Genomic DNA, 22,079 nt, shown 5'->3' with positions numbered 1-22,079 from the left:
CGTCCCTTTAACGAAAGCTCTGTCCGGCAGCGCCGGGCGGGGCAGGGCGCTTGCCCGCGCCCTTGTGGAGGAGAAGCCATGACCGCCCCCGTTGTTCCCGACACCCATCCGCCCCTGCGCAAGAGAAGCTGGTGGAAGCAGAACCAGCAGCGGCTCGCGCCCTGGCTGTTCCTGGCGCCGGGTATTTTCATGTTTGCGGTCTATGTGATCATCCCAATCTTCCAGTCCGTGAACATCTCGTTCTACGACTGGGATGGCCTGGGCGAAAAAACCTGGGTCGGAGCAGCCAACTACGCCGAATTGGTGGATGACGAGGCCTTCTACACCTCCCTCAAGAACAACGTCATCTGGCTTGTCCTTTACATGCTGGCGATCCCGATGGGGCTGTTCGTTGCGCTGTTCCTGAACCAGACGGTGCGCGGCATCCGTATCTACAAGTCTCTGTTCTTTTTTCCCTTCGTGATCTCGCAAGTGGTGGTCGGGCTGGTCTTTGCCTGGTTTTACGACCCGAGCTACGGGCTTATGAACATCGCTCTCGGCTGGTTCGGCTTGGAGCCGATCGCGGTGCTCGCCAATGAGGACTATGTGACCTATGGCATCATCGCCGCAGGCCTCTGGCCGCAGACTGCCTATTGCATGATCCTCTACCTCACCGGCCTCAACGCCGTCGATCCCGAGCAGATCGAGGCGGCCCGGCTCGACAACGCAAAGGGCGTCAAGATGCTTTGGTATGTGATCCTGCCGCAGCTCCGCCCCGCCACGTTCATTGCCGTCGTGGTGACGGTGATCGGCGCGCTGCGCTCCTTTGACCTCGTCTCGATCATGACCGACGGCGGCCCTTGGGGCTCCTCCCGGGTGCTGGCCTTTTACATGTATGAGCAGGCGTTTTCCGAATACGGCTTTCGCATGGGCTATGGCGCGGCCATCGCTGTCGTGCTGTTCCTCATCATGATGGTCTACATCGTGGGGTTCCTGTGGAAGATGTACCGCGACGATAGAGGACACTGAGATGTTCCCCAGACCCATCGAGAAGACCTCTCCCACAACCCAGCTTGTCTACAAAATCGCGCTGCCCATCGCGTTGATCCTGTGGCTCTTGCCGCTGATCGCCGTGGCGCTCACTTCGGTGCGCTCGGCGGGCGATATTACCGCGGGCAACTACTGGGGCTGGCCCACCAGCTTCAACCTCCTGGAGAACTACACCGCAATCTTCAAACAGACCCCGATCGGCCAGTACATCCTCAATTCCTTCAAGGTGACGATCCCCACGGTGATCGGCGCGGTGGCGCTGAGCTGCATGACGGGATTTGCGCTGGCGGTCTACCGTTTCAAGGGCAACCTGCTGATCTTCTTCATGTTCATAGCGGGCAACTTCGTGCCGTTCCAGATCCTAATGGTTCCGGTGCGCGACCTGACGCTGGACTTGGGAATGTACAACACCTGGTATGGTCTTGCGCTGTTCCACATCGCCTTCCAGGCCGGTTTCTGCACGCTGTTCATGCGCAACTTCATTCGCGCGCTGCCTTATGAGCTGATCGAGGCGGCGCGGGTCGAGGGCATCTCGGAGATCCGCATCTTTTGGTTCGTGGTGATGCCGCTGATGAAGCCTGCGCTGGCGGCGCTATCGGTGCTGATTTTCACCTTCATCTGGAACGATTACTTCTGGGCAACTGTGCTGACCCAGGGGGCCGATAACCAGCCGATCACCGCCGGGCTCTATTCGCTGAACGGCCAGTGGGTGGCGGCCTGGCACCTGGTCTCGGCCGGCTCAATCGTGGCGGCGCTGCCGCCGGTGCTGATGTTCTTCCTGATGCAGCGCCACTTTATCGCCGGTTTGACCTTGGGAGCAGTAAAATGATCCGTTGCTGGCGGCTGGATGACAGCAGGCAGACGCTCGTCCTGGCCTCCCGCGATGACCGCCTGGCCGAGGTGGTCTACTGGGGGGCGCGCTTGCCGGACGGGGAGAACCTGGAAACCCTGACCCGCGCGCAAGCCATCGACGTGACCGGCGGGATGCTGGATGAAAACCCCGAGCTGTCGCTCTGCCCCGAGGCGTCGCGCAGTTTCCCCGGCCAGCCGGGACTGGTGATCGCCGATGCCGGGGGGCGGCCGGTTCTGCCGCGGTTCCGGTTCGCAGAGGCGGAGAATAAGGCGCAGAGCCTGACGCTCGCCTTCCGCGACGAGGCTGCGGGGCTGACGTACCGGGCGATTTTCGCCCTCGATCTGGCAACCTATGTGCTGGAGGCCCGGGCGGAGATTGACTGTGCCCGGCCGATGCGCCTCGGCTGGCTCGCGGCTCCGGTCTTCCCCGCTCCGCAGCTGAGTGATGAGATGATTGATTTCGCCGGGCGCTGGTGCGGGGAGTTCCAGATGCTGCGTTCCGCCTGGACGCCAGGCTTCCGCTGCCGCGAAAACCGCACCGGCCGCACCGGCCACGAGCATTTCCCCGGGCTGCTCCTGCCCGGACGCGGTGCCACCAACACCGCGGGGGAGGCCTATGGCTTCCACTACGGCTGGTCCGGCGGGCACCGCATGGTGGCCGAGGAGCTGCCGGACGGCCGGCGCCAGGTGCAGTTCGGCCATGCCTCCGGCACCGAGCATGAGCCGGCCGCGCGCTTTGCCACCGCGCCACTCTATGCGGTCTATTCCGGCGAGGGGCTGAACGGCTGCGCCGTCGCTTTCCAGCGCCACCTGCGCGGCCGGATCGTGCAATTCCCCGATCCGGCCCGCCCGCGGCCCGTGCACTATAACTGCTGGGAGGCGGTCTATTTCGATCACCAGCTGCCTGAGCTGAAGGAAATCGCCACCCGCGCCGCGGAGCTGGGCGCGGAGCGTTTCGTGCTGGATGACGGCTGGTTCGGCATCCGCGACGACGACACCAGCGCCCTTGGCGACTGGGAGGTAGATGCGCGCAAGTATCCAGAGGGGCTCAAGCCGCTGATCGACCATGTGCAGGGTCTGGGGATGTCCTTCGGTCTCTGGTTCGAGCCCGAAATGGTCAGCCCCGACTCCGATACCTTCCGCGCCCATCCCGATTGGGTGCTCGGGGCGGAAGACCAGATTCCCGGCCGTCAGCAACTGGTGCTGAATATGGCGCTGCCGGAGGTCCGCAACTTCCTGTTCGAGCGGATCGGCAACGTGCTGGCGGATCACGACATCGGCTATATAAAGTGGGACCACAACCGCGTGCTGCCCGCGCCCGGCGCCGCCCAGACCCGCGGCACCTATGACCTGCTCGACCGGCTGCGGGAGGCCTTCCCCAAGGTCGAGATCGAAAGCTGCGCCAGCGGCGGCGGGCGGATCGATTTCGGCATCCTCGAACGCACGCAGCGGGTGTGGCTGTCGGACAGCAACGACGCGGTGGAGCGGCTCAGGATGCAGCACAACGCGGCGCTGTTCCTGCCGCTGGCGGTGACCGGCAGCCATGTCGGCCCGCGCCGCTGCCACACCTCGGGCCGCAGCATAGATATCCGCTTCCGTGCCTGGGTCGCGGCGCAGCGGCACATGGGCTTCGAGATGGACCCGCGGGAACTGACGGCGGAGGAGGCGCAGGTCCTGCGTGGGGTCACCCGCTGGTGGAAGGACAACCGCGGCTGGATGACTTTAGCGGACATTCTGCGCCTCGACAGCGCCGATCCCGCGGTGATCGCCGAACAGCAGCTTGCGCAGGACGGAAGCCAATTCGCGGTCTTCGCGGGCAGGGCCGAAACCTCGGCACAGATCTCGCCCCGGCCGCTGCGGCTGACCCGGTTGCAGCCGGACCGTTTCTACCGCATCGAGCTGGTGAACCGTGCCGATGCCCCGGCGCTGTCGCGCGGTGCCCAGGCAATCAAGTCGGAACCCCTTGTCCTCAGCGGGGCCAGCCTGATGACCCAGGGCCTGACGCTTCCGTGGACGTTCCCGGAAACGATGTGGGTCATCAAAGGAGAGCAGCTATGAGCAAGGAGCGCCGCAACCGCGCCTGGTATGGCAAGCTGGACAAGGACGGCTTTATCCGCCGCAGCTGGATGAAGAACCAGGGCTTCCCGGAACACGCCTTTGATGGCCGCCCGGTCATTGGCATCTGCAACACCTGGTCCGAGCTCACCCCCTGCAACAGCGGCCTGCGCGAGCTGGCCGAAGGCGTGAAGCGCGGCGTTTGGGAGGCGGGCGGCTTCCCGGTGGAGTTCCCGGTGATGAGCCTGGGCGAAACCCAGATGAAGCCCACCGCGATGCTGTTCCGCAACCTGCTGGCGATGGACGTCGAAGAATCGATCCGCGCCTATGGCATCGACGGGGTGGTTTTGCTGGGTGGCTGCGACAAGACCACGCCCGGGCAGCTGATGGGCGCGGCCTCGGTCGACCTGCCCGCCATCGTGGTCAGCTCCGGCCCGATGCTGAACGGGAAGTGGCAAGGCAAGGACATCGGCTCGGGCACCGATGTGTGGAAGTTTTCCGAAGCCGTGCGCGCGGGCGAGATGACGCTGGCCGATTTCATGGCTGTGGAGTCCGGAATGAGCCGCTCCAAGGGCGTCTGTATGACGATGGGCACCGCCAGCACCATGGCCAGTCTGGTCGAGGCGATGGGCATGAGCCTGCCTACCAACGCCGCCCTGCCGGCGGTGGACGCCCGCCGCATGGCGCTCGCGCATCTGACCGGCAAACGCATCGTCGGCATGGTCGACGAGGGCATGACCATGTCTTCGATCCTCACGCGCGAGGCCTTCGAAAACGCGATCCTCGCCAATGCCGCCGTCGGCGGCTCCACCAACGCGGTGGTGCACCTGCTGGCAATCGCAGGCCGGGTCGGCATCGACCTCACGCTGGATGATTTCGAACTTGGTTCCGAGATCCCCCTGCTGGTCAACTGCATGCCCGCGGGCAAATACCTGATGGAGGATTTCTGCTACGCGGGCGGGATGCCGGTGATCCTGAAGGAGCTCTCGCACCTCCTGCGCCCGGCGCGCACGGTGATGGACACCGATATCCAGGCTTACGGCGAAGGCGCGGAGTGCTGGAACCGCGACGTGATCTACCCGTTCGACAAACCGCTGAAACCGGCAGCGGGCTTGCGCGTCCTGCGCGGCAACCTGGCCGAGCGCGGCGCCATCGTGAAGCCCTCGGCCGCCACCGACGAACTCCTGGAGCACGAAGGCCCGGCCCATGTGTTCGAGAACATCGAGGAGCTGAAGGCAACCATCAACGATCCCGACCTGCCGGTGACCAAGGACACGATCCTGGTGCTCAAGGGCTGCGGCCCCAAGGGCTATCCGGGCATGGCCGAGGTCGGCAACATGCCGATCCCGCTGAAGCTGGTGCAGCAGGGCGTGCGCGACATGGTGCGGATCTCTGACGCCCGGATGTCCGGCACTGCCTACGGCACGGTGATCCTGCATGTCTCGCCCGAGGCCAACGAAGGCGGCACGCTGGCGCTGGTGAGGACCGGCGACCGCATCCGGGTTTCGGCCAAGGACGGCGCGCTGGAGCTGCTGGTGCCGGAGGAAGAACTCGCCGCCCGCCGCGCGGAGTGGCAGCCGCCGGAACCGCATTACACACGCGGCTACGCCAAAATGTACATCGACCACGTTTTGCAGGCCGACCAGGGAGCGGATCTCGACTTCCTCGTCGGCAAGGACACCCGCCCGGTAACAAGAGAGAGCCACTGATGACTAAGACAGCCACATTCCACGACCTCGAGGGCAAGAGCGTGTTCATCACTGGCGGCGGCGCGGGCATTGGCGCCGCGCTGACCGACGGATTCATGGCGCAAGGTGCACGCGTGGCCTTTGTCCAGCGCTCGGACGCAAGCGCCTTCTGCGACGAGATGGAAGAGAAACACGGCGCCCGGCCGTTGTTCCTGCCCTGCGACATCACCGATGTTGCCGCGCTGAAGGATTGCATCGCCAAGGCCGCGGAGGCGTATGGCCCCGTGACCGCGCTGGTCAACAACGCCGCCAACGACCAGCGCCATAGCGCGCTGGACGTGGACGAGGACTTCTGGGACTGGAGCCAGGCGATCAACCTCAAGGCCTATTTCTTTGCCTGCCAGGCGGTGATCCCCGGCATGCGCGATGCCGGCGGCGGCGCGATCGTCAACTTCTCCTCGATCAGCTACATGATGGGCAACACCGGCTACGTCAGCTACACCACCGCCAATTCCGGCATCAACGGCATGACCCGCTCGCTTGCGCGGGAGTTCGGGCCGGACCGCATCCGCGTGAACGCCCTGGCGCCGGGCTGGGTGCTCACCGAAAAGCAGCTCGGCAAATGGGCGACGCCCGAGGCGCTGGCCGCGCATCTGGAGCGGCAATGCCTGAAGGATCACCTCGCGCCGCAGGATATCGTCGATGCGGCGCTGTTCCTCGCGTCTGATACCAGCCGGATGATGACCGGGCAGGCAATGGTCGTCGACGGCGGCGTGGTGGTGACGGGATGAGCGCGGCGGATGCCGCCTGGGTTGCGGCCGATTGGGGCACGTCGAACCTGCGCGCCTGGGTGATGGACGGCGCGGGCGAAGTAATTGCGGCGCTCACCTCGGACCGGGGCATGGGCAGCCTGAAACCCGCAGAGTTCGAGCCGGTTCTTCTGGACCTGATTGCGCCCTATTTCGCGGACCGGACGTTGCCGGTGATCATCTGCGGCATGGCTGGCGCGCGGCAGGGCTGGGTGGAGGCGCCCTACGCCTCCGCCCCCTCTCCGCCGCCCGGTGCTGGCGATGCGGCCCGGCCGGAGGTGTCTGACCCGCGGATCGCGGTCCATATCCTGCCCGGCGTGATGCAGGACGATCCCCCGGACGTGATGCGCGGGGAGGAGACCCAGATCGCGGGCTTCCTGCGTGGCGCGCCAGGGTTCGAGGGCGTGCTTTGCCTGCCGGGGACCCATAGCAAGTGGGTCCGCATCCAAGGCGGAGAGATCACGGGCTTTGCTACCTTCATGACAGGCGAGCTGTTCGCGCTGCTCTCCGGCCAGTCCGTGCTGCGCCATTCGCTCGGCGGCGAGGGCTGGGACGACGCGGCTTTCCAAACCGCCGCCGCGGAGGTGCTGGATGCGCCCGAGCGTCTGGTAGCGCAGCTCTTCCCCCTGCGGGCGGCGTCGCTCTTGCAGGGCACTAGTGCCGCCGCCAGCCGCGCGCGGCTCTCGGGCCTGCTGATGGGCGCCGAGCTCGCCGCCGCGCGGGCGCACTGGCAGGGGCAGGACATCGTGTTGGTCGGCGCGCCTGGGCTCACTGCGCTCTACCGGACGGCGCTGCAGGATCAGGGTGCGAAGGTGCGTGAAACGGATGGCTCCGGGCTGGCCCTGGCGGGGCTGACGGCCGCTTACGAGGAGATGACGACATGAACCGCGAAATCATCGCAATCCTGCGCGGCGTGACGCCCGGCGAAGTGCTGGAGATCGGCCAGGCCCTGGTGGAGGCCGGCATCACCCGCATCGAGGTCCCGCTCAACTCACCCGAGCCGCTGCGCTCCGTTGAGGCGCTGGCCGGTGCGCTGTCCGGGGCCGCTCAGATCGGCGCGGGCACCGTGCTGCGCCCCGAGGACGTGGACGCCGTGCACGCCGCGGGCGGCAGCCTCATCGTCTCGCCCGACTGCAACCCGGAGGTGATCGCCCGCACCAAGGCGCTGGGTATGGCCTCCTTTCCGGGCGTGATGACCCCGACCGAATGCTTCACCGCCCTGCGCCACGGCGCGGACGGGCTGAAGCTGTTTCCCGGCTCGCTCATCGGCATCGCGGGGTTAAAGGCCATCCGCGCGGTCTTGCCGCCCGAGGCGCGCACCTACGCGGTTGGCGGCGTGGGGTCTGAGAATTTCGCCGAATGGTTCGCCGCGGGCGCAACCGGCTTCGGCATCGGCACCGCTCTCTACAAACCCGGGTTCACGGCGGCAGAGGTTGCTGCCCGGGCTGCGGAAATCGTTTCTGCCTACGATGCGGCGGTGGCGGCATGAGCGCGCAGGTATTCGACAGCCGCAACTGCACGCTCGGCGAAGGCCCGCTCTGGCATCCCGAACGTCAGCAGCTGTTCTGGTTCGACATCCAGGGCAAGCGGCTTATGAGCCGGGACGAAAGCGGCCCGTTGGAGTGGCAGTTTGACGAGCATGTCTCGGCCGCGGGCTGGGTCGACCACGACACCCTCTTGATCGCGTCGGAGACCGCGCTGTTCCGCTTCGGATTCGCCGGCGGCACGCGGGAGGATGTGGCGGCGCTGGAGGCGGACAACCCGGTGACCCGCTCCAACGATGGCCGGGCCGATCCGTTCGGCGGCTTCTGGATCGGCACCATGGGCAAGAACGCCGAGCCGGGTGCGGGCGCGATCTACCGTTTTTACAAGGGTGAGCTTGTGCAGCTTGTGCCGGGTATCACTATCTCCAATGCGATCTGCTTCAGCCCGGACGGGCGATACGTTTATTACACCGACACCCCCACCCGCCGCATCCTGCGCCAGCCGCTGGACGGTGAGGGCTGGCCAAAGGGCCCGGCGCAGCTGTTCGCCGACCTCTCAAGCGAGGGGCTGAACCCCGATGGCGCGGTCGTGGACGGCGAAGGCTGCCTGTGGTGCGCGCAGTGGGGCGCCGCGCGCGTCGCCCGCTACGCACCGGACGGGGCGTTTCTTTCCGCCATCGAATATCCGGCCAGCCAGATGACCTGCCCGGCCTTCGGCGGCCCGGACTTGCAAACGCTGTTCGCCACCTCGGCAGCAGAGGGGCTTGATCCGGCGGGAGATAATGACGGCCGGACCTTCGTGGTGAAGACCGGCACCGCGGGACAGGCCGAACACCGCGTTCTCTTGGACTGAGGCGGAGATGGAAGGCGCCGCGGAATTTGGCCGCCTGCCATCGGGCGAAGCGGTTCACCGTTACTCCATCGCGGGCGGCGGGCTGATGGCCAGCATCTTGAGCTACGGCGCCACCGTGCAGGATCTGCGGCTGGAAGGGCACCCGCACCCGCTGGTCCTTGGGGCGGATCACCTCGCGCCCTATCTCGGGCCATTAGCCTATTGCGGCGGCCTGGTGGGCCGGTTCTCCAACCGTATCGCAAACGGGCAGTTTGAGATCGACGGCCGGGCGTTCCAGGCGGACCGCAACGAGAACGGCACGCACTGCCTGCATGGCGGGCGGCGGGGCGCAAGTTCCCGGATCTGGGCTTTGGAGGATCTGGGCGCGGATCGGGTGGTCCTATCATTGCGCATGGCGGACGGGGACATGGGATTTCCTGGAAACCTCGACGTTCGCGCTGCCTTCACCCTCACCGCCTCCAGTGGTCTTGAGATAGAGATTACTGCCCGCACGGACGTACCCACCCCGGTCTCGTTCGCGCATCATGGCTATTTCAATCTCGATGGCAGCCCCGGGATATCCGGCCACCTGTTGAGGATTGATGCGCCCGCCGTCCTGCCGGTGGATCAGGACAACATTCCGACCGGAGAGATCCGTAAGGCAGCAGGCACGGAATTCGATTTCCGTAAGCCCCGCGAAATCGGAGGCCGGCGGCTGGATCACAACTTCTGCATCGCCAGGGCGCCGGGAGTACTGCGCGAGGCAGCGGTCCTAAATGCACCGCAGAGCGGGCTCGCAATGCGGGTGGAGACCACAGCGCCGGGAATTCAGGCCTACACTTGCGACCACCTCCCTCCAGCTGGTGTGCTAGGGTTGGAGGGCCGGCGCTGCGGGCCGCGCGCCGGGCTGGCGCTGGAAACCCAGGCCTGGCCAGACGCTCCGAACCACCGGAATTTCCCGCGCGCAGTCCTGCGGCCGGGCGAGACTTACAGGCACCTGGTTAGATACGGATTCCGCAAACCGGGCAACTCAAGCCGCTGACTGGCTGCAAAACCACATGAGGGCATCATGAAACGCACCCTTGGCACCTGCTACTACCCTGAGCACTGGCCGCGGCGGATCTGGGAGGAGGACGCCCGCCGCATGGCTGAAGCCGGAATCACCTGGGTTCGCATCGGCGAGTTTGCCTGGTCGCGGCTGGAACCGCAGCCGGGCGCCTATGACTTTACCTGGCTGGACGAGGCCATTGCGGTGCTCGGGCAGGCGGGGCTGAAGGTGGTGCTGGGCACGCCCACCGCGACGCCGCCGCGCTGGATGCTGGACCGCCACCCGGACATGCTCGCTGTCGATGCCGGGGGCAGGCCGCGCAAGTTCGGCTCCCGCCGCCACTACTGCTTCAGCCACGAGGGCTACAAGGCCGAATGCGCCCGCATCGTGACCCTTCTGGCCGAGCGCTATGGCACCAATCCCCATATCGCCGCCTGGCAGACCGACAACGAATACGGCTGCCACGACACGGTGATTTCCTACAGTGACAGCGCCGCGCAGGCGTTCCAGAAGTGGCTCGCGGCCCGTTACCCCGCGCAGGGAAACAAAAGCGGCATCGAGGCGCTGAACGAAGCCTGGGGCAACGTGTTCTGGTCGATGGACTACGATGACTTCGGCCAGATCGGCCTGCCCAACCTCACGGTGACCGAGCCAAACCCGTCCCACGTGCTCGACTTCCGCCGCTTCAGCTCGGATCAGGTGGTGGCTTTCAACCGGCTTCAGGCTGAGATCATCCGTGCCCATTCCGCGGCGCCGATCGCCCACAACTACATGGGCCGGATCACCGAATTCGACCATTACAAGGTGGGCGACGACCTGGATATCGCCAGTTGGGACAGCTACCCGCTCGGCTTTCTTGAGGACCGGATCAAGTCCGATGCCGCCCACCAGCGCGCTTACGCGCGTCAGGGCGACCCGGACTTTCAGGCCTTCCACCACGACCTCTACCGCGCCGTGGGCCGCGGCCGCTGGTGGGTGATGGAGCAGCAGCCCGGCCCGGTGAATTGGGCGCCGCACAACCCGGCGCCGCTGCCGGGCATGGTGCGGCTGTGGAGCTGGGAGGCCTTTGCCCATGGTGCGGAGGCGGTTTGCTATTTCCGCTGGCGGCAGGCCCCGATGGCGCAAGAGCAGATGCATGCCGGACTCTTGCGCCCGGACAGCGTGGCAGCACCTGGGCTGGCGGAGGCCATGGAGGTCGCACGCGAACTGGCGGACGCCCCGGAGGTGGCGCCCGTGCAGGCCGAGGTGGCGCTGATCTTCGACTACGAGGCAGACTGGGCCTGGTCGATCCAGCCGCATGGCACCGGGCTCAGCTATTTCGACCTGGTGTTTGAGACCTACCGCGCGATGCGCAAGCTTGGCTGGTCGGTCGACATCCTGCGCCCCGATGCGGCCCTGAGCGGCTACAAACTGATCGCCGCGCCCGGTCTGATGCACATGAGCGATGCCTTGAAGCAGAGGTTGCAGAAAAGCGATGCTCTCTGCCTTCTCGGCCCGCGCAGCGGCGCGCGGGACGCCACCATGCGCACGCCGGTGCCACTGCCGCCGGCTCTGCCCGGCTGGAACCTGACGGTAACCCATGTGGAGAGCCTGCGCCCCGACATGCCCATGCCTCTGAAAGGCGGCGGCGCGGTCACCGGCTACCGTGAGGCGGTGGAGGGCGAATTCGAGGTCATCGAGGCGCTGGAAGACGGCAGCCCGGCCGTTGTCGCGGACGGCCGAAGGATCTATCTGTGCGGCTGGCTGGACCAGGAGGCGTTGGCCGCCGTGCTGCGCCATGCCGCGAAGCGGGCCGGAGTGGAGTGCCTTGATCTGCCAGAGGGCGTCCGGGTCAGGCGGACCGGTGCGGAGTGCTTCTGGTTCAACTACTCGGCAGAGACCCGCGAGGCCGCAGGGCGGTGCCTGCCGCCGGTGTCAGTCTCGCGCACGGCGCTTTGATGCGGGCGGGCGGCGCCGCTGCCGGGGGAGTTTGCGCGCCGGGAGCGGTCCCGCCCGTGCGGGCCATTTTTTATGATGGCAGCGTCCGAATCGCGGCCCGCCGCCGGGTGCCTTCAGGGGCGGGGCCTGCCGCCTGGACACGCCCGGTTTCTGCGCCCGGAGCGCGGCGCCCGGTGTTGGACGGGCGCTAATAATATGCTGGAATTTATGCGAAATGCGGCGGCTAGGGAATTCTTAGGACTCCCTGCCTAACGGTATGTGGAACTGCCCTTAGAAAGGACCTGTTTCAAATGCCTGCACTATTCTACCGTCTTCCCGTGCGAATTTACGCCCTGGCGGCGCTTGCGCTCGGCATGGCGGCCGCGCTGACGGCTGTGCTGCTGTCGCAATCCGTCAAGAACGCTTACGATATGCGTTACCAGGAACTCCACCACGTCACGGACGCGGCAGTGAGCCTGCTGCAGGATCTGGAGACAGGCATTCATGATGGCCGCTTCACCCCGGAACAGGCCCGTGACATCGGCCGCGAGCGCCTGAGCGCCCTGCGTTTTGGCGATGCGGGCTACGTGTTTGTCTTCGATCATGACCTGGTCGTGCAGGCGCACCCGACCGTGCCCGCATGGAATGGCACCAACCAAGGTGAATATGAGGATGTGACCGGCATCAAGGTGTTCCGCGAGCTGGAGAAGATCGCTGCCGCCGATGGTGCGGGGCCGCTGACTTACTACTTCAAGAAGCCGGATTCCGACACCGTCGAAGCCAAGATTGGCTATGTCCAGGCCTTCAAACCCTGGGGCTGGATCGTCGGTACCGGGGCCTACATTTCCGATATCGAGGCCGATGTGGCGGCGATGCGCACCAAGGCCTTGGTCATGTTCGCAATCAGCCTTGCGGTGTTGGCGATTGCCGCCTTCTTCATCACCCGGAGCGTTACCGGGCCGCTCGGCGCGCTGCGCGACCGGATGCTGACTCTTGCAGACGGCGATACCGAAGGCAGCATCCCGGCCACTTGGTCCCGCAGCGAGCTGGGCGAGATGGCGCGTACTCTGGATGTGTTCCGCCAGGCCCAGATCCGGCAGCGCGATCTGGAAGAGGCCAAGAGGGAGCAAGATGAACGGCAGAGCGAGGTCGTGCGCGTGCTGAGCGGAAAGCTCTCGGCCCTGTCTCATGGTGACCTGACCGCACGGATTACCGAAAGCTTCCCGGAGGAATACGAGCAGCTGCGGGCTGATTTCAATTCCACCTCCAGCCGGCTCAGCGATACGGTCTCCCAGGTGATCGACGCGGCCAGCAGCATCAGCAACGGCGCCGCCGAGATCAGCCAGGCCTCCGATGACCTTTCGCAGCGCACGGAAAGCCAGGCCGCCACGCTGGAGGAAACCGCCGCCGCGCTGGACCAGCTGACCGCCAGCGTCAAGTCAGCCGCCGACGGCGCCCGCGGGGTCGAGGCCACAATGGGTGAAGCCCGCGCCGAGGCCGAGGAAAGCGGCAAAGTGGTGCAGAATGCCGTGCAGGCGATGACCGAGATCGAGCAGAGCTCGGCCCATATCTCGCAAATCATCAGTGTGATCGACGACATTGCCTTTCAGACCAACCTGCTGGCGCTGAACGCAGGCGTCGAGGCCGCCCGTGCTGGCGAGGCGGGCAAGGGTTTTGCGGTTGTTGCAAGCGAGGTGCGGGCGCTGGCGCAGCGGTCTTCCGACGCGGCGATGGAGATCAAGACCCTGATTGGCGACAGCTCGAAACAGGTGGAGCGCGGGGTGGACCTCGTCGGCAAGACCGGCGAAGCGCTGCAAAGCATCGTGGCGCGGGTAGGCCATATTTCGAAACTGGTCTCGGGCATCGCCGAAAGCGCCGCGGAGCAGTCCACCGGCCTCGGCGAAATCAATACCGGCGTGACACAGCTCGATCAGGTGACCCAGCAGAACGCCGCGATGGTAGAAGAAGCCAATGCGGCGGGGCATATGCTGAAATCTGATGCCGCCAAGCTGGCCAGCCTGGTCGAGCACTTCAAAATCAGCGGCATGTCCGCGGCTCCTTCGCGGGCAAAACCGGCGCCTGCACCCTCGGTGCCGACCGCCCACGGCGACGATGGCTGGAACAACAGCGCCGCGGTGCAGCCGGTCAAGGTTGTGCCGGCCTCGAACGGCAATGCCGCAAAAGCGCTGTGGGAAGATTTCTGATCCTCCGGCGGCCCATTATTAAAACACCAAAACGCCCGGGTTTGGCCCGGGCGTTTTGCATTCGGGCTGATCGGCGGGGACTGCATTGGTGCCGTCCTTTCGGAAAGCGCCCGCGCTCAGATGCTTGCCCCGCAATCATGCTCCTTCGGGGAACCATACCCTGGGCGCATGATCTTGCATGGCAGGATGCATGTCTTCCGCCGGTCCCGTTCCCGGTTCGCAGTACAGGGGGCGCCTGCCAAATCAGGAGAAGGACCGGGAGTATCGGTGGATCGTGCCGGCAGGCCGCCGCGCATCGCCGGCGCGCGCCCCGCATGGTGGCGAGTTCGGGAGGCTGGGACATTCTCGATACGGAGCACGGGTTGGACGCGGCCCCCGTTTGGATTGCCCCAGCGCGCCAGCAGTTCAGGGCCTGCCGTTATCCGGGAATAGTGTGTTGCTCCAGCATGACAAACCGACATGGCCTGCATGCACTTGAAAAAAAACGCCCGGCGGGATGGCCGGGCGTTTCTCCGCTTCCGATCAGACGCTGGCGTTTAGCCGATGATCGCGTTCAGCGTTGCCGAGGGGCGCATCACCTTGGCCTTCAGCTCGGTGCTGGGGTGGTAATAGCCGCCGATGTCGGCCGGCTCGCCCTGCACTGCGGCGAGTTCGCTGAGGATCTCTTCTTCCTTGGCTCCCAGCGCTTCGGCGATCGGTGCGAAATGCTTGGCGAGGTCAGCGTCCTCGGTCTGCGCCGCCAGTGCTTCGGCCCAGTAGCGGGCAAACCAGTAGTGGCTGTCGCGGTTGTCCGGCTCACCAACCTTGCGCGAGGGCGAGCGGTTGTGGTCGAGGATGCCTTGAGTGGCGTCCTCGGCCGCCTTGCCCAGCACGGCTGCCTTGGCGTTGCTTTTCACGTCGGCGAGGAACTTGAGGCTTTCCCCGAGGGCGCAGAATTCCCCCATCGAATCCCAGCGCAGGTGGTTTTCCTGCACCAGCTGCTGCACGTGCTTGGGGGCGGAGCCGCCGGCGCCGGTCTCGAACAGGCCGCCGCCGTTCATCAGCTTCACGATCGACAGCATCTTGGCCGAGGTGCCCAGCTCAAGGATCGGGAACAGGTCGGTCAGGTAATCGCGCAGCACGTTGCCGGTTATGGCGATGCTGTCCTTGCCTGCGGTGATGGTCTCCAGTGACTGGCGGGTCGCTTCGCGCGGGGCGAGGATTTGGAACTTGTCCGCAACACCGGCGTCTTCCAGCGCGGGCTTCACGTATTTGATCAGCTCGGCATCGTGGGCGCGCTTGGCGTCCAGCCAGAAGATTGCCTCGGAGCCGGTCAGGCGCTGACGGTCCATCGCCAGCTGGATCCAGTTCTCGATCGGCGCCTTCTTCACGGTGCAGGCGCGCCAGATGTCGCCTTCCTCCACGTTGTGGGAATGCAGCGTTTCGGCGTTGGAGAGCACGATGCGGATGGTGCCGTCTGCGGGGGCCTCGAACGTGGTCGGGTGGGAGCCGTATTCCTCGGCCTTCTGCGCCATCAGGCCGACGTTGGCGACCGAACCCGCCTTGGTCACGTCCAGCGCGCCGTTTTCCTTGAAGAACTTGATGGTCTCATCATAGACCGGCGCGTAGCAGTTGTCCGGGATGACGCAGTTCACGTCGCCTTTTTCGCCCTTGGAATCCCAGCCCTTGCCGCCAGCGCGGATCACCGCGGGCATCGAGGCGTCGATGATCACGTCGGAGGGCACGTGCAGGTTGGTGATGCCCTTGTCGCTGTCGACCATGTACATCTCGGGGCGCTCGGCGCGGATGTTCTCGATCGCGGCGACGATGTCGGGGTTGTTCTTTACCCGCTCCAGCAGGTCGCCCATGCCGGAGTTGGGGTTGACGCCCAGCTCGCGCAGCTCCGCGCCGTATTTCTCGAACACCGGCGCCAGCCAGGCCTTCACCGCGTAGCCGAAGATGATCGGGTCGGAGACCTTCATCATCGTCGCCTTCATGTGCAGCGAGAACATGGTGCCGTCGGACTTGGTGTCCTCGATCGCGTTGCCAAGGAAATCGGACAGCGCTTTCACAGACATGAAGGTGGCGTCGGCAACGGTGCCTTCTTCCAGCGGCCAGCCGTCCTTCAGCACGGTGACGGTGCCATCCGTGGCAACAAACTCGATCCGCGCGGCACCGGCCTGGGCGGCGGTGATGGTGGCGGATTTCTCGTTTGCGTAAAAGTCGTTGCCCGGCATCGAGGAGACCTTGGTCTTGCTGTCTGCCGACCATTTGCCCATCGAGTGCGGGTTCTTCTGGGCAAAGTTCTTCACCGCCTTCGCGGCGCGTCGGTCGGAGTTGCCTTCACGCAGGACCGGGTTCACCGCCGAACCCTTGATCGCGTCGTAGCGGGCGCGGACCGACTGCTCTTCCTCGGTTTCCGGCTTCTCCGGATAGTCGGGAATGTCGTAGCCCTGCGCCTGCAGCTCGGCGATGGCGGCGGTGAGCTGGGGCACCGAGGCCGAGATGTTGGGCAGCTTGATCACGTTGGCGTCCGGGGTCTTCACCAGCTCGCCCAGGGCAGCCAGGTCATCGGGCTGGCGCTGGTCTTCGGTCAGCTTCTCCGGGAAGGCGGCGATGATGCGGCCCGCGAGGGAAATATCCTTGGTGCCAACGGTGACGCCTGCGGCTTCGGCGAACTTGCGGATCACCGGCAGGAAGGAGGCCGAGGCCAACTCGGGCGCTTCGTCTACGATGGTATACAAAATGTCGGGGTTTGAGTTTTCTGCCATGTTCCACAACCTTTCAGCGAGTTCGGAGGCTTTGATAATGTCTGCGTAGCGGCGCTGCGCCCCAAGGTCATGCCAGCGGCGGGACAGGGCCCCGCGCCGGGCGGCCGGCAGGGGCGGCCATCGGGTATGGCCCTCATGTAAAACACGATTGCCGCGGGTGCAATTGCCCCCTGCATCTTTCACACCGCGCGGATTGCCGCGTTGCGGGGCTCAGGCCTTGAGAGGAAGGGAAGGGGGGCGCTGCCATTCTTGGCCTTGCGGCCAATTCACCCCGGGGTATTTACGGCCAGAAAGTGGCGGCGGGTGCGGGACGCGGGGTTATTCCCGGACTTCGTCCGGGGCCACGCCCCAGAGCTTCTCCTTGGGTGCCCAGCCACGGTACCCGCCGGCCGAAATCTCGCACCAATCCGGGTTGCAGGCGCCGAGCCGGGCCACCACGCCCAGCTCGAAAGCGGCGGCCACCGGTGCGCGCGCGTCCGGTTTGGAGTGCACGGTAAGCATGTCCTCCTCCACCAGCACGGTGCGCACGCCCGAGAGCAGCGCATAGTGGACCCAGCCGCCGGCGCCGTCGCGGTCGCGCACCCGGCGCCAGTGGCCGTATTCGGCGGTAATCTCCAGCGGCATACTGCGGCGCTTGAATACCCAGTCGATTTTGTGGGTGAGCGAGGGCCCCCGCCGCACGTTGCCCTCCGCGGCCTTCATGGAGACGAAACGGGGCAGCGGCAGGTTGGTGACCGGGCCGCGGTTTTCCGCCCGCGCCGCGGCGGCCGCACCCGCGGCCATCACAAGCGCAACCGCCGCCGCTGCCAGATGGCGCCATGCCAATGCCGCTTTTTTCACTGCCAGTCCGCCTCTATGCCTTGCCGTCTGTATTTCCCGACCCTCCGCCGCAGTACAAGACGGCGCTGAAGGGGAGATGCGCATGGGTTCTTGTGCCCGTCTGCGTCCTGCGCCACGATGCCACGCAAGCGCAACAATTGAAAAGACCAGGGGAGAGCGCAAGTGCCAAGAGAACGTCTGAGTGTTGTCGTGACGCGACGGTTGCCGGAACCGGTGGAGACGCGGCTGAGCGAGCTGTTTGATGTGCGCCTGCGTGAGGATGACACACCGATGACCAAAGCCGAGCTGGCGGCGGCGATGAAGGAGGCCGACGTGCTGGTGCCCACGGTCACCGACACGATTGACGCAGGCCTCCTGGGACAGGCGGGGGAGCGGCTGAAACTGATCGCCAATTACGGCGCCGGGGTGGACCATATCGATGTTGCGACGGCGCGTCAGCGGGGCATTCTGGTCTCCAACACGCCCGGCGTGCTCACCGATGACACCGCCGACATGACGATGGCGCTGATCATGGCGGTGGTGCGCCGCATTCCAGAGGGCCTCGCCGTGATGCAGAGCGGCGACTGGAAGGGCTGGGCGCCGACCGCGCTTCTGGGCGGGCGCATTGCCGGGCGGCGGCTCGGCATCCTCGGCATGGGCCGGATCGGCCAGGCGGTGGCCCGGCGCGCCGCTGCCTTCGGCATGCAGGTGCATTACCACAACCGCCGCCGCCTGCGCCCCGAGATCGAGGAACAGCTGGAGGCGACCTATTGGGAGAGCCTTGACCAGATGGTGGCGCGGATGGACGTGCTGTCGATCAACTGCCCATCCACGCCTTCGACCTTCCATTTGATGAACGCGCGGCGGCTTAAGCTGATGAAGCCCTCGGCGGTGATCGTGAATACTTCGCGCGGGGAGGTGATCGACGAGCATGCGCTGACCCGGATGCTGCGTGCGGGCGAAATCGCGGGCGCCGGGCTGGACGTCTATGAACACGGGACAGACATCAACCCGCGCCTGCGCGAGCTGTCCAATGTGGTGCTGCTGCCGCATATGGGGTCGGCCACCATCGAGGGCCGGATCGAGATGGGCGAGAAAGTGCTGTTGAACATCAAGACTTTCGAGGACGGGCACCGGCCGCCGGATCAGGTGGTGCCGTCGATGCTTTAGGCTGCCGTTGGCCCGCCCGGGCCGGGATTGGAACGGAACAATTGCGCATAGAGAGAGGGATTTACATGAGGTATTCTACGCTGGTTCTGGCACTGGGTGCCGCCTTATCCGCTCCGGCCACGGCGCAGGAGGCCGCCGATGCGGTGGCGCCGGAAAGTGCGGCACCGGGCAGTATCGCAGCGATCTCGGAAGAAGTCGCGGCGGCGCAGGAGGCCAAGGCAGCAGGCCGCGTGGTAGAGGCCGAGAACTGGATGGTTGCGGCCGCCAACCCCCACGCGGTGGCCGCGGGGGCGGAAGTTCTGCGCGGCGGCGGCACAGCGGCGGACGCAATGGTGGCGGTGCAGGCGGTGCTGGGCCTGGTGGAGCCGCAATCCTCGGGCCTTGGCGGCGGCGCGTTTCTGGTCTGGTATGACGCCGAGACCGGAGAACTGACCACCCTCGATGGGCGCGAGACCGCGCCAATGGCGGCGACGCCGCTGCTGTTTCAGGATGAGACCGGCGCGCCGCTGAAGTTCTATGACGCGGTAGTGGGCGGCCGCTCGGTCGGCACGCCTGGGACGCCCGCACTGATGGAGGCCGCGCACCGTCGCTGGGGGCAGGCCAACTGGGCGGGGCTGTTCGAACCTGCGGTGCGGCTGGCAGAGGAGGGATTTGCCGTCTCGCCCCGCCTTGCCGCGCTGGTTGCAGGCGATGCCGAACGGCTTGGGCGCTTCCCCGCCACCGCCGCCTATTTCCTGCCCGGGGGCGCGCCGCTGGCCGAAGGCGCGACGCTGCAGAACCCGGAGTATGCCGCCACCCTGCGCGCCCTGGCTGAGGAGGGCGCGAAGGCGTTCTATACCGGCCCGCTGGCGGCTAAGATCGTTGACACTGTAACCGGCGCGGAGGGCAATGCGGGCGTGCTCTCGGCCACCGACCTGGCGCTTTATCACGTGAAGGAGCGCCCGGCCGTCTGCGTCACCTACCGCGCCTTCGAGGCTTGCGGCATGGGGCCTCCGTCTTCGGGGGCGCTTTCGGTGGGACAGATCCTCGGCATGCTGGGGCAGTATGACCTGGCCGAACTGGGCGCGGAGAGCGCCGAGGCTTGGCGGCTGATCGGCGATGCCTCGCGCCTGGCCTTTGCCGACCGCGGCCGCTACATCGCCGACAGCGACTATGTTCCCGTGCCAACGCATGGGCTGGTGGCGGCGGATTACTTGGCGGCGCGGGCGGAACTGCTGGCCGGTGACGACGCGCTGCCGGAGGTGGCGCCGGGCGCGCCGGAGTTCGACCACGCGGGCCTAGCGCCCCGGCTGGCGGATGACCAGTCGATTGAGCTGCCCTCGACCTCGCATATCTCCATCGTCGATCAGTACGGCAACGTGCTGTCGATGACGACGACGATCGAGAACGGCTTTGGCTCGCGGCTGATGACGGGCGGCTTCCTGCTGAACAACGAGCTCACGGATTTCTCCTTCCGCACCCATGTGGAGGGCGCGCCGATTGCCAACCGGGTGGAGCCGGGCAAGCGGCCGCGCTCCTCGATGGCGCCGACGATTGTGCTCAAAGACGGCGAACCGGTGCTGGCGATCGGCTCACCGGGCGGCAGCCGGATCATCGGCTACGTGGCAAAATCCATCGTGGCCTGGGCCGACTGGGGGCTGAACCTGCAGGAGGCGCTGGCGCTGCCGCATGCGGTGAACCGCTTCGGAACCTTCGACCTCGAAGCGGGCACCAGCGCGGAAGCGCTGGAAGGGGCGCTTGCGGAAATGGGCTATGAGGTGAACATCCGCGATCTGACCTCCGGCCTGCATGCCATCGAAATCGGCGAAGAGGGTCTGAAGGGCGCGGCCGATCCGCGCCGGGAAGGCATTGCGCTGGGCGGGTAAGCACGGCGGCTCTTGTTCCGGATCATTGCCCGCCTATAGTGCGGCGTAAAAAAATGGTGTGTCCGCATACCAGCCACAAGGAGACCCGCAAATGGTGCAAGCGACACCGCTGCCGCGCAACGAGGCCGGTATCAAAGCTGCCGTCGATATCCTGAAGCAGCAGTTTGGCGAGCGTTTGCAGACTGGCCGGGCGATCCGCGAGCAGCACGGCCATACCACCACCTGGATCGTCAACCAGGCGCCCGACGCTGTGGTCTTCCCTGCCTCGACCGAAGAAGTCTCAGCCATCGTGAAGGTCTGTGCGGAGCATGGCGTACCGGTCATTCCCTTCGGCACCGGCACCTCGCTCGAGGGCCATGTGAACGCGCCTGCGGGCGGTATTTGCATCGACATGATGCGCATGGACAGGATTCTGGCCGTTCACCCGGAGGATCTGGACGTGGTGGTCCAGCCTGGCGTGACGCGCGAGCAGCTCAACACACATTTGCGCGACCAGGGGCTGTTCTTTCCCATCGACCCCGGCGCAAATGCTTCGCTGGGCGGCATGGCGGCGACGCGGGCGTCGGGGACTAACGCTGTGCGCTATGGCACGATGAAGGACAACGTGCTGGGGCTGGAGGCGGTGATGGCCGATGGCGGCGTGATCCGCACCGCACAGCGGGCGCGGAAATCCTCCGCTGGCTATGACCTGACCCGGCTGCTGGTCGGCTCCGAAGGCACCTTGGGGCTGATCACCGAGCTGACTCTGAAACTGCAGGGCATTCCGGAAGCGATCCGCTCCGCCCGTTGTTCTTTCCGCACGGTCGATGACGCCTGCCGCGCGGTGATGATGACCATCCAATACGGCATCCCGGTGGCGCGGATCGAGCTGCTGGACGCGCTCAGCGTGCGTGCAGCCAACGCCTATTCCAAGCTGGAGCTGCCGGAGACACCGCTGCTGCTGCTGGAGTTCCACGGCTCGGACGCGGGCGTGGTGGAACAGGCGGAGACTTTCGGCGGCATCGCCGGGGAATTCGGCGGCTTCGACTTTGCCGCCGCCTCCACCGCGGAGGAGCGCAATGCGCTGTGGCAGGCGCGCCATGACATGTACTGGGCGTGCCTGCAGCTGCGTCCGGCTGCCAAGGGCATCTCCACCGATGTCTGCGTGCCGGTGTCGCGGCTGGCGGAATGCGTCGGCGCCGCCCGCGCCAAGGCCGAGGAACTGGAGCTGATGGCGCCAATGGTGGGCCACGTGGGCGACGGCAACTTCCACGCGCTGCTGCTTATCGACATGGAGAGCGCGGAGGAGCGGCAGAAGGCCGAGGAGTATATCGGCTGGCTCAACGATCTGGCGATCTCTATGGAGGGCACCTGCACGGGCGAGCACGGCATCGGCCAAGGCAAGCGGCCTTACCTGCAGAAGGAGCTGGGCGCAGCCACCCGCTACATGGCTGCAGTGAAGGCGGCCCTGGACCCGGAGAACATCCTGAACCCCGGCAAGATCCTGACTGGCAAGGAGTAGCCGCGGGCCTGCCGGAAAACGGCCGCAATCTTCTGCTCTTCTGACCCCGGGTTTGT

16 protein-coding genes are annotated in these 22,079 nt (G+C 65.9%); 14 read left to right on the top strand and 2 right to left on the bottom strand.

All coding sequences use genetic code 11. The features are described from left to right. Nucleotides 1-78: 78 nt before the first annotated feature. The 11 genes from ACOHWE_RS17940 (at nt 79) to ACOHWE_RS17890 (ending at nt 13,918) form a co-directional block, all read left to right on the top strand. The gene (locus ACOHWE_RS17940; RefSeq protein WP_420668104.1) at nt 79-1,008 is read left to right on the top strand and encodes a carbohydrate ABC transporter permease; all 930 of its coding nucleotides are present in this window, start codon (nt 79-81) and stop codon (nt 1,006-1,008) included. A 1-nt stretch (nt 1,009) separates the two neighbouring features. After that, on the top strand, nt 1,010-1,858 hold the full coding sequence (locus ACOHWE_RS17935) for a carbohydrate ABC transporter permease (RefSeq protein ID WP_420668103.1): 849 nt from the start codon (nt 1,010-1,012) through the stop codon (nt 1,856-1,858). Next, entirely contained in the window at nt 1,855-3,939 is a 2,085-nt protein-coding gene (locus tag ACOHWE_RS17930) for an alpha-galactosidase (protein WP_420668102.1), read from the top strand. Before ACOHWE_RS17935 ends, ACOHWE_RS17930 begins: the two co-directional genes overlap by 4 nt. After that, on the top strand, nt 3,936-5,645 hold the full coding sequence (locus ACOHWE_RS17925; RefSeq protein ID WP_420668101.1) for an IlvD/Edd family dehydratase: 1,710 nt from the start codon (nt 3,936-3,938) through the stop codon (nt 5,643-5,645). The genes ACOHWE_RS17930 and ACOHWE_RS17925 overlap by 4 nt, the downstream gene beginning before the upstream one ends. After that, complete coding sequence (locus ACOHWE_RS17920; protein WP_420668100.1) at nt 5,645-6,415, top strand: SDR family NAD(P)-dependent oxidoreductase; 771 nt, start codon at nt 5,645-5,647, stop codon at nt 6,413-6,415. Before ACOHWE_RS17925 ends, ACOHWE_RS17920 begins: the two co-directional genes overlap by 1 nt. After that, nucleotides 6,412-7,317 carry a 2-dehydro-3-deoxygalactonokinase gene (locus tag ACOHWE_RS17915; RefSeq protein WP_420668099.1) on the top strand — a complete coding sequence of 302 codons (906 nt, stop codon included), beginning with the start codon at nt 6,412-6,414 and terminating at the stop codon, nt 7,315-7,317. Before ACOHWE_RS17920 ends, ACOHWE_RS17915 begins: the two co-directional genes overlap by 4 nt. After that, nucleotides 7,314-7,922: a 2-dehydro-3-deoxy-6-phosphogalactonate aldolase gene (locus tag ACOHWE_RS17910; protein WP_420668098.1), complete on the top strand. Its 609-nt coding sequence runs from the start codon at nt 7,314-7,316 to the stop codon at nt 7,920-7,922. The genes ACOHWE_RS17915 and ACOHWE_RS17910 overlap by 4 nt, the downstream gene beginning before the upstream one ends. Next, nucleotides 7,919-8,770, top strand: coding sequence for an SMP-30/gluconolactonase/LRE family protein (locus tag ACOHWE_RS17905; RefSeq protein ID WP_420668097.1), 852 nt, complete (start codon nt 7,919-7,921; stop codon nt 8,768-8,770). Before ACOHWE_RS17910 ends, ACOHWE_RS17905 begins: the two co-directional genes overlap by 4 nt. A gap of 7 nt (nt 8,771-8,777) precedes the next feature. Then, entirely contained in the window at nt 8,778-9,791 is a 1,014-nt protein-coding gene (locus ACOHWE_RS17900; protein ID WP_420668096.1) for an aldose epimerase family protein, read from the top strand. Between the two features lie 27 nt (nt 9,792-9,818). Next, nucleotides 9,819-11,735, top strand: coding sequence for a beta-galactosidase (locus ACOHWE_RS17895; RefSeq protein WP_420668095.1), 1,917 nt, complete (start codon nt 9,819-9,821; stop codon nt 11,733-11,735). Between the two features lie 290 nt (nt 11,736-12,025). Continuing rightward, complete coding sequence (locus ACOHWE_RS17890) at nt 12,026-13,918, top strand: methyl-accepting chemotaxis protein (protein ID WP_420668094.1); 1,893 nt, start codon at nt 12,026-12,028, stop codon at nt 13,916-13,918. Nucleotides 13,919-14,454: 536 nt separating this feature from the next. On the opposite strand, the gene ACOHWE_RS17885 is transcribed toward ACOHWE_RS17890, so the two are convergent. Both ACOHWE_RS17885 and ACOHWE_RS17880 read right to left on the bottom strand, forming a co-directional pair. Next, entirely contained in the window at nt 14,455-16,668 is a 2,214-nt protein-coding gene (locus tag ACOHWE_RS17885) for an NADP-dependent isocitrate dehydrogenase (protein WP_420668093.1), read from the bottom strand. Between the two features lie 318 nt (nt 16,669-16,986). After that, complete coding sequence (locus ACOHWE_RS17880) at nt 16,987-17,451, bottom strand: SH3 domain-containing protein (protein ID WP_420668113.1); 465 nt, start codon at nt 17,449-17,451, stop codon at nt 16,987-16,989. 219 nt (nt 17,452-17,670) lie between these two features. Between ACOHWE_RS17880 and ACOHWE_RS17875 the strand changes: the two genes are divergently transcribed. From ACOHWE_RS17875 to ACOHWE_RS17865, 3 genes are all read left to right on the top strand, one after another. Beyond that, nucleotides 17,671-18,657: a 2-hydroxyacid dehydrogenase gene (locus tag ACOHWE_RS17875; protein ID WP_420668092.1), complete on the top strand. Its 987-nt coding sequence runs from the start codon at nt 17,671-17,673 to the stop codon at nt 18,655-18,657. Nucleotides 18,658-18,722: 65 nt separating this feature from the next. Further along, the gene (ggt, locus tag ACOHWE_RS17870; RefSeq protein ID WP_420668091.1) at nt 18,723-20,522 is read left to right on the top strand and encodes a gamma-glutamyltransferase; all 1,800 of its coding nucleotides are present in this window, start codon (nt 18,723-18,725) and stop codon (nt 20,520-20,522) included. A 91-nt stretch (nt 20,523-20,613) separates the two neighbouring features. Further along, nucleotides 20,614-22,023, top strand: a complete 1,410-nt coding sequence (locus tag ACOHWE_RS17865) for an FAD-binding oxidoreductase (RefSeq protein ID WP_420668090.1) — start codon at nt 20,614-20,616, stop codon at nt 22,021-22,023. The last annotated feature ends 56 nt before the right edge of the window (nt 22,024-22,079 follow it).

Origin of the sequence: Cribrihabitans neustonicus (assembly GCF_048820895.1) — a bacterium.
In the GTDB taxonomy this organism is placed as follows: Bacteria; Pseudomonadota; Alphaproteobacteria; order Rhodobacterales; family Rhodobacteraceae; genus Cribrihabitans_A; species Cribrihabitans_A neustonicus.
This window is presented reverse-complemented; position numbering and strand designations above follow the sequence as displayed.

What these genes read in the sequence shown, in the direction of transcription:
- ACOHWE_RS17940 (WP_420668104.1), top strand. Translation starts at nt 79, where the DNA reads ATGACCGCCCCCGTTGTTCCCGACACCCATCCGCCCCTGCGCAAGAGA.
- ACOHWE_RS17935 (WP_420668103.1), top strand. Translation starts at nt 1,010, where the DNA reads ATGTTCCCCAGACCCATCGAGAAGACCTCTCCCACAACCCAGCTTGTC.
- ACOHWE_RS17930 (WP_420668102.1), top strand. Translation starts at nt 1,855, where the DNA reads ATGATCCGTTGCTGGCGGCTGGATGACAGCAGGCAGACGCTCGTCCTG.
- ACOHWE_RS17925 (WP_420668101.1), top strand. Translation starts at nt 3,936, where the DNA reads ATGAGCAAGGAGCGCCGCAACCGCGCCTGGTATGGCAAGCTGGACAAG.
- ACOHWE_RS17920 (WP_420668100.1), top strand. Translation starts at nt 5,645, where the DNA reads ATGACTAAGACAGCCACATTCCACGACCTCGAGGGCAAGAGCGTGTTC.
- ACOHWE_RS17915 (WP_420668099.1), top strand. Translation starts at nt 6,412, where the DNA reads ATGAGCGCGGCGGATGCCGCCTGGGTTGCGGCCGATTGGGGCACGTCG.
- ACOHWE_RS17910 (WP_420668098.1), top strand. Translation starts at nt 7,314, where the DNA reads ATGAACCGCGAAATCATCGCAATCCTGCGCGGCGTGACGCCCGGCGAA.
- ACOHWE_RS17905 (WP_420668097.1), top strand. Translation starts at nt 7,919, where the DNA reads ATGAGCGCGCAGGTATTCGACAGCCGCAACTGCACGCTCGGCGAAGGC.
- ACOHWE_RS17900 (WP_420668096.1), top strand. Translation starts at nt 8,778, where the DNA reads ATGGAAGGCGCCGCGGAATTTGGCCGCCTGCCATCGGGCGAAGCGGTT.
- ACOHWE_RS17895 (WP_420668095.1), top strand. Translation starts at nt 9,819, where the DNA reads ATGAAACGCACCCTTGGCACCTGCTACTACCCTGAGCACTGGCCGCGG.
- ACOHWE_RS17890 (WP_420668094.1), top strand. Translation starts at nt 12,026, where the DNA reads ATGCCTGCACTATTCTACCGTCTTCCCGTGCGAATTTACGCCCTGGCG.
- ACOHWE_RS17885 (WP_420668093.1), bottom strand. Translation starts at nt 16,668, where the DNA reads ATGGCAGAAAACTCAAACCCCGACATTTTGTATACCATCGTAGACGAA.
- ACOHWE_RS17880 (WP_420668113.1), bottom strand. Translation starts at nt 17,451, where the DNA reads ATGGCCGCGGGTGCGGCCGCCGCGGCGCGGGCGGAAAACCGCGGCCCG.
- ggt (WP_420668091.1), top strand. Translation starts at nt 18,723, where the DNA reads ATGAGGTATTCTACGCTGGTTCTGGCACTGGGTGCCGCCTTATCCGCT.
- ACOHWE_RS17865 (WP_420668090.1), top strand. Translation starts at nt 20,614, where the DNA reads ATGGTGCAAGCGACACCGCTGCCGCGCAACGAGGCCGGTATCAAAGCT.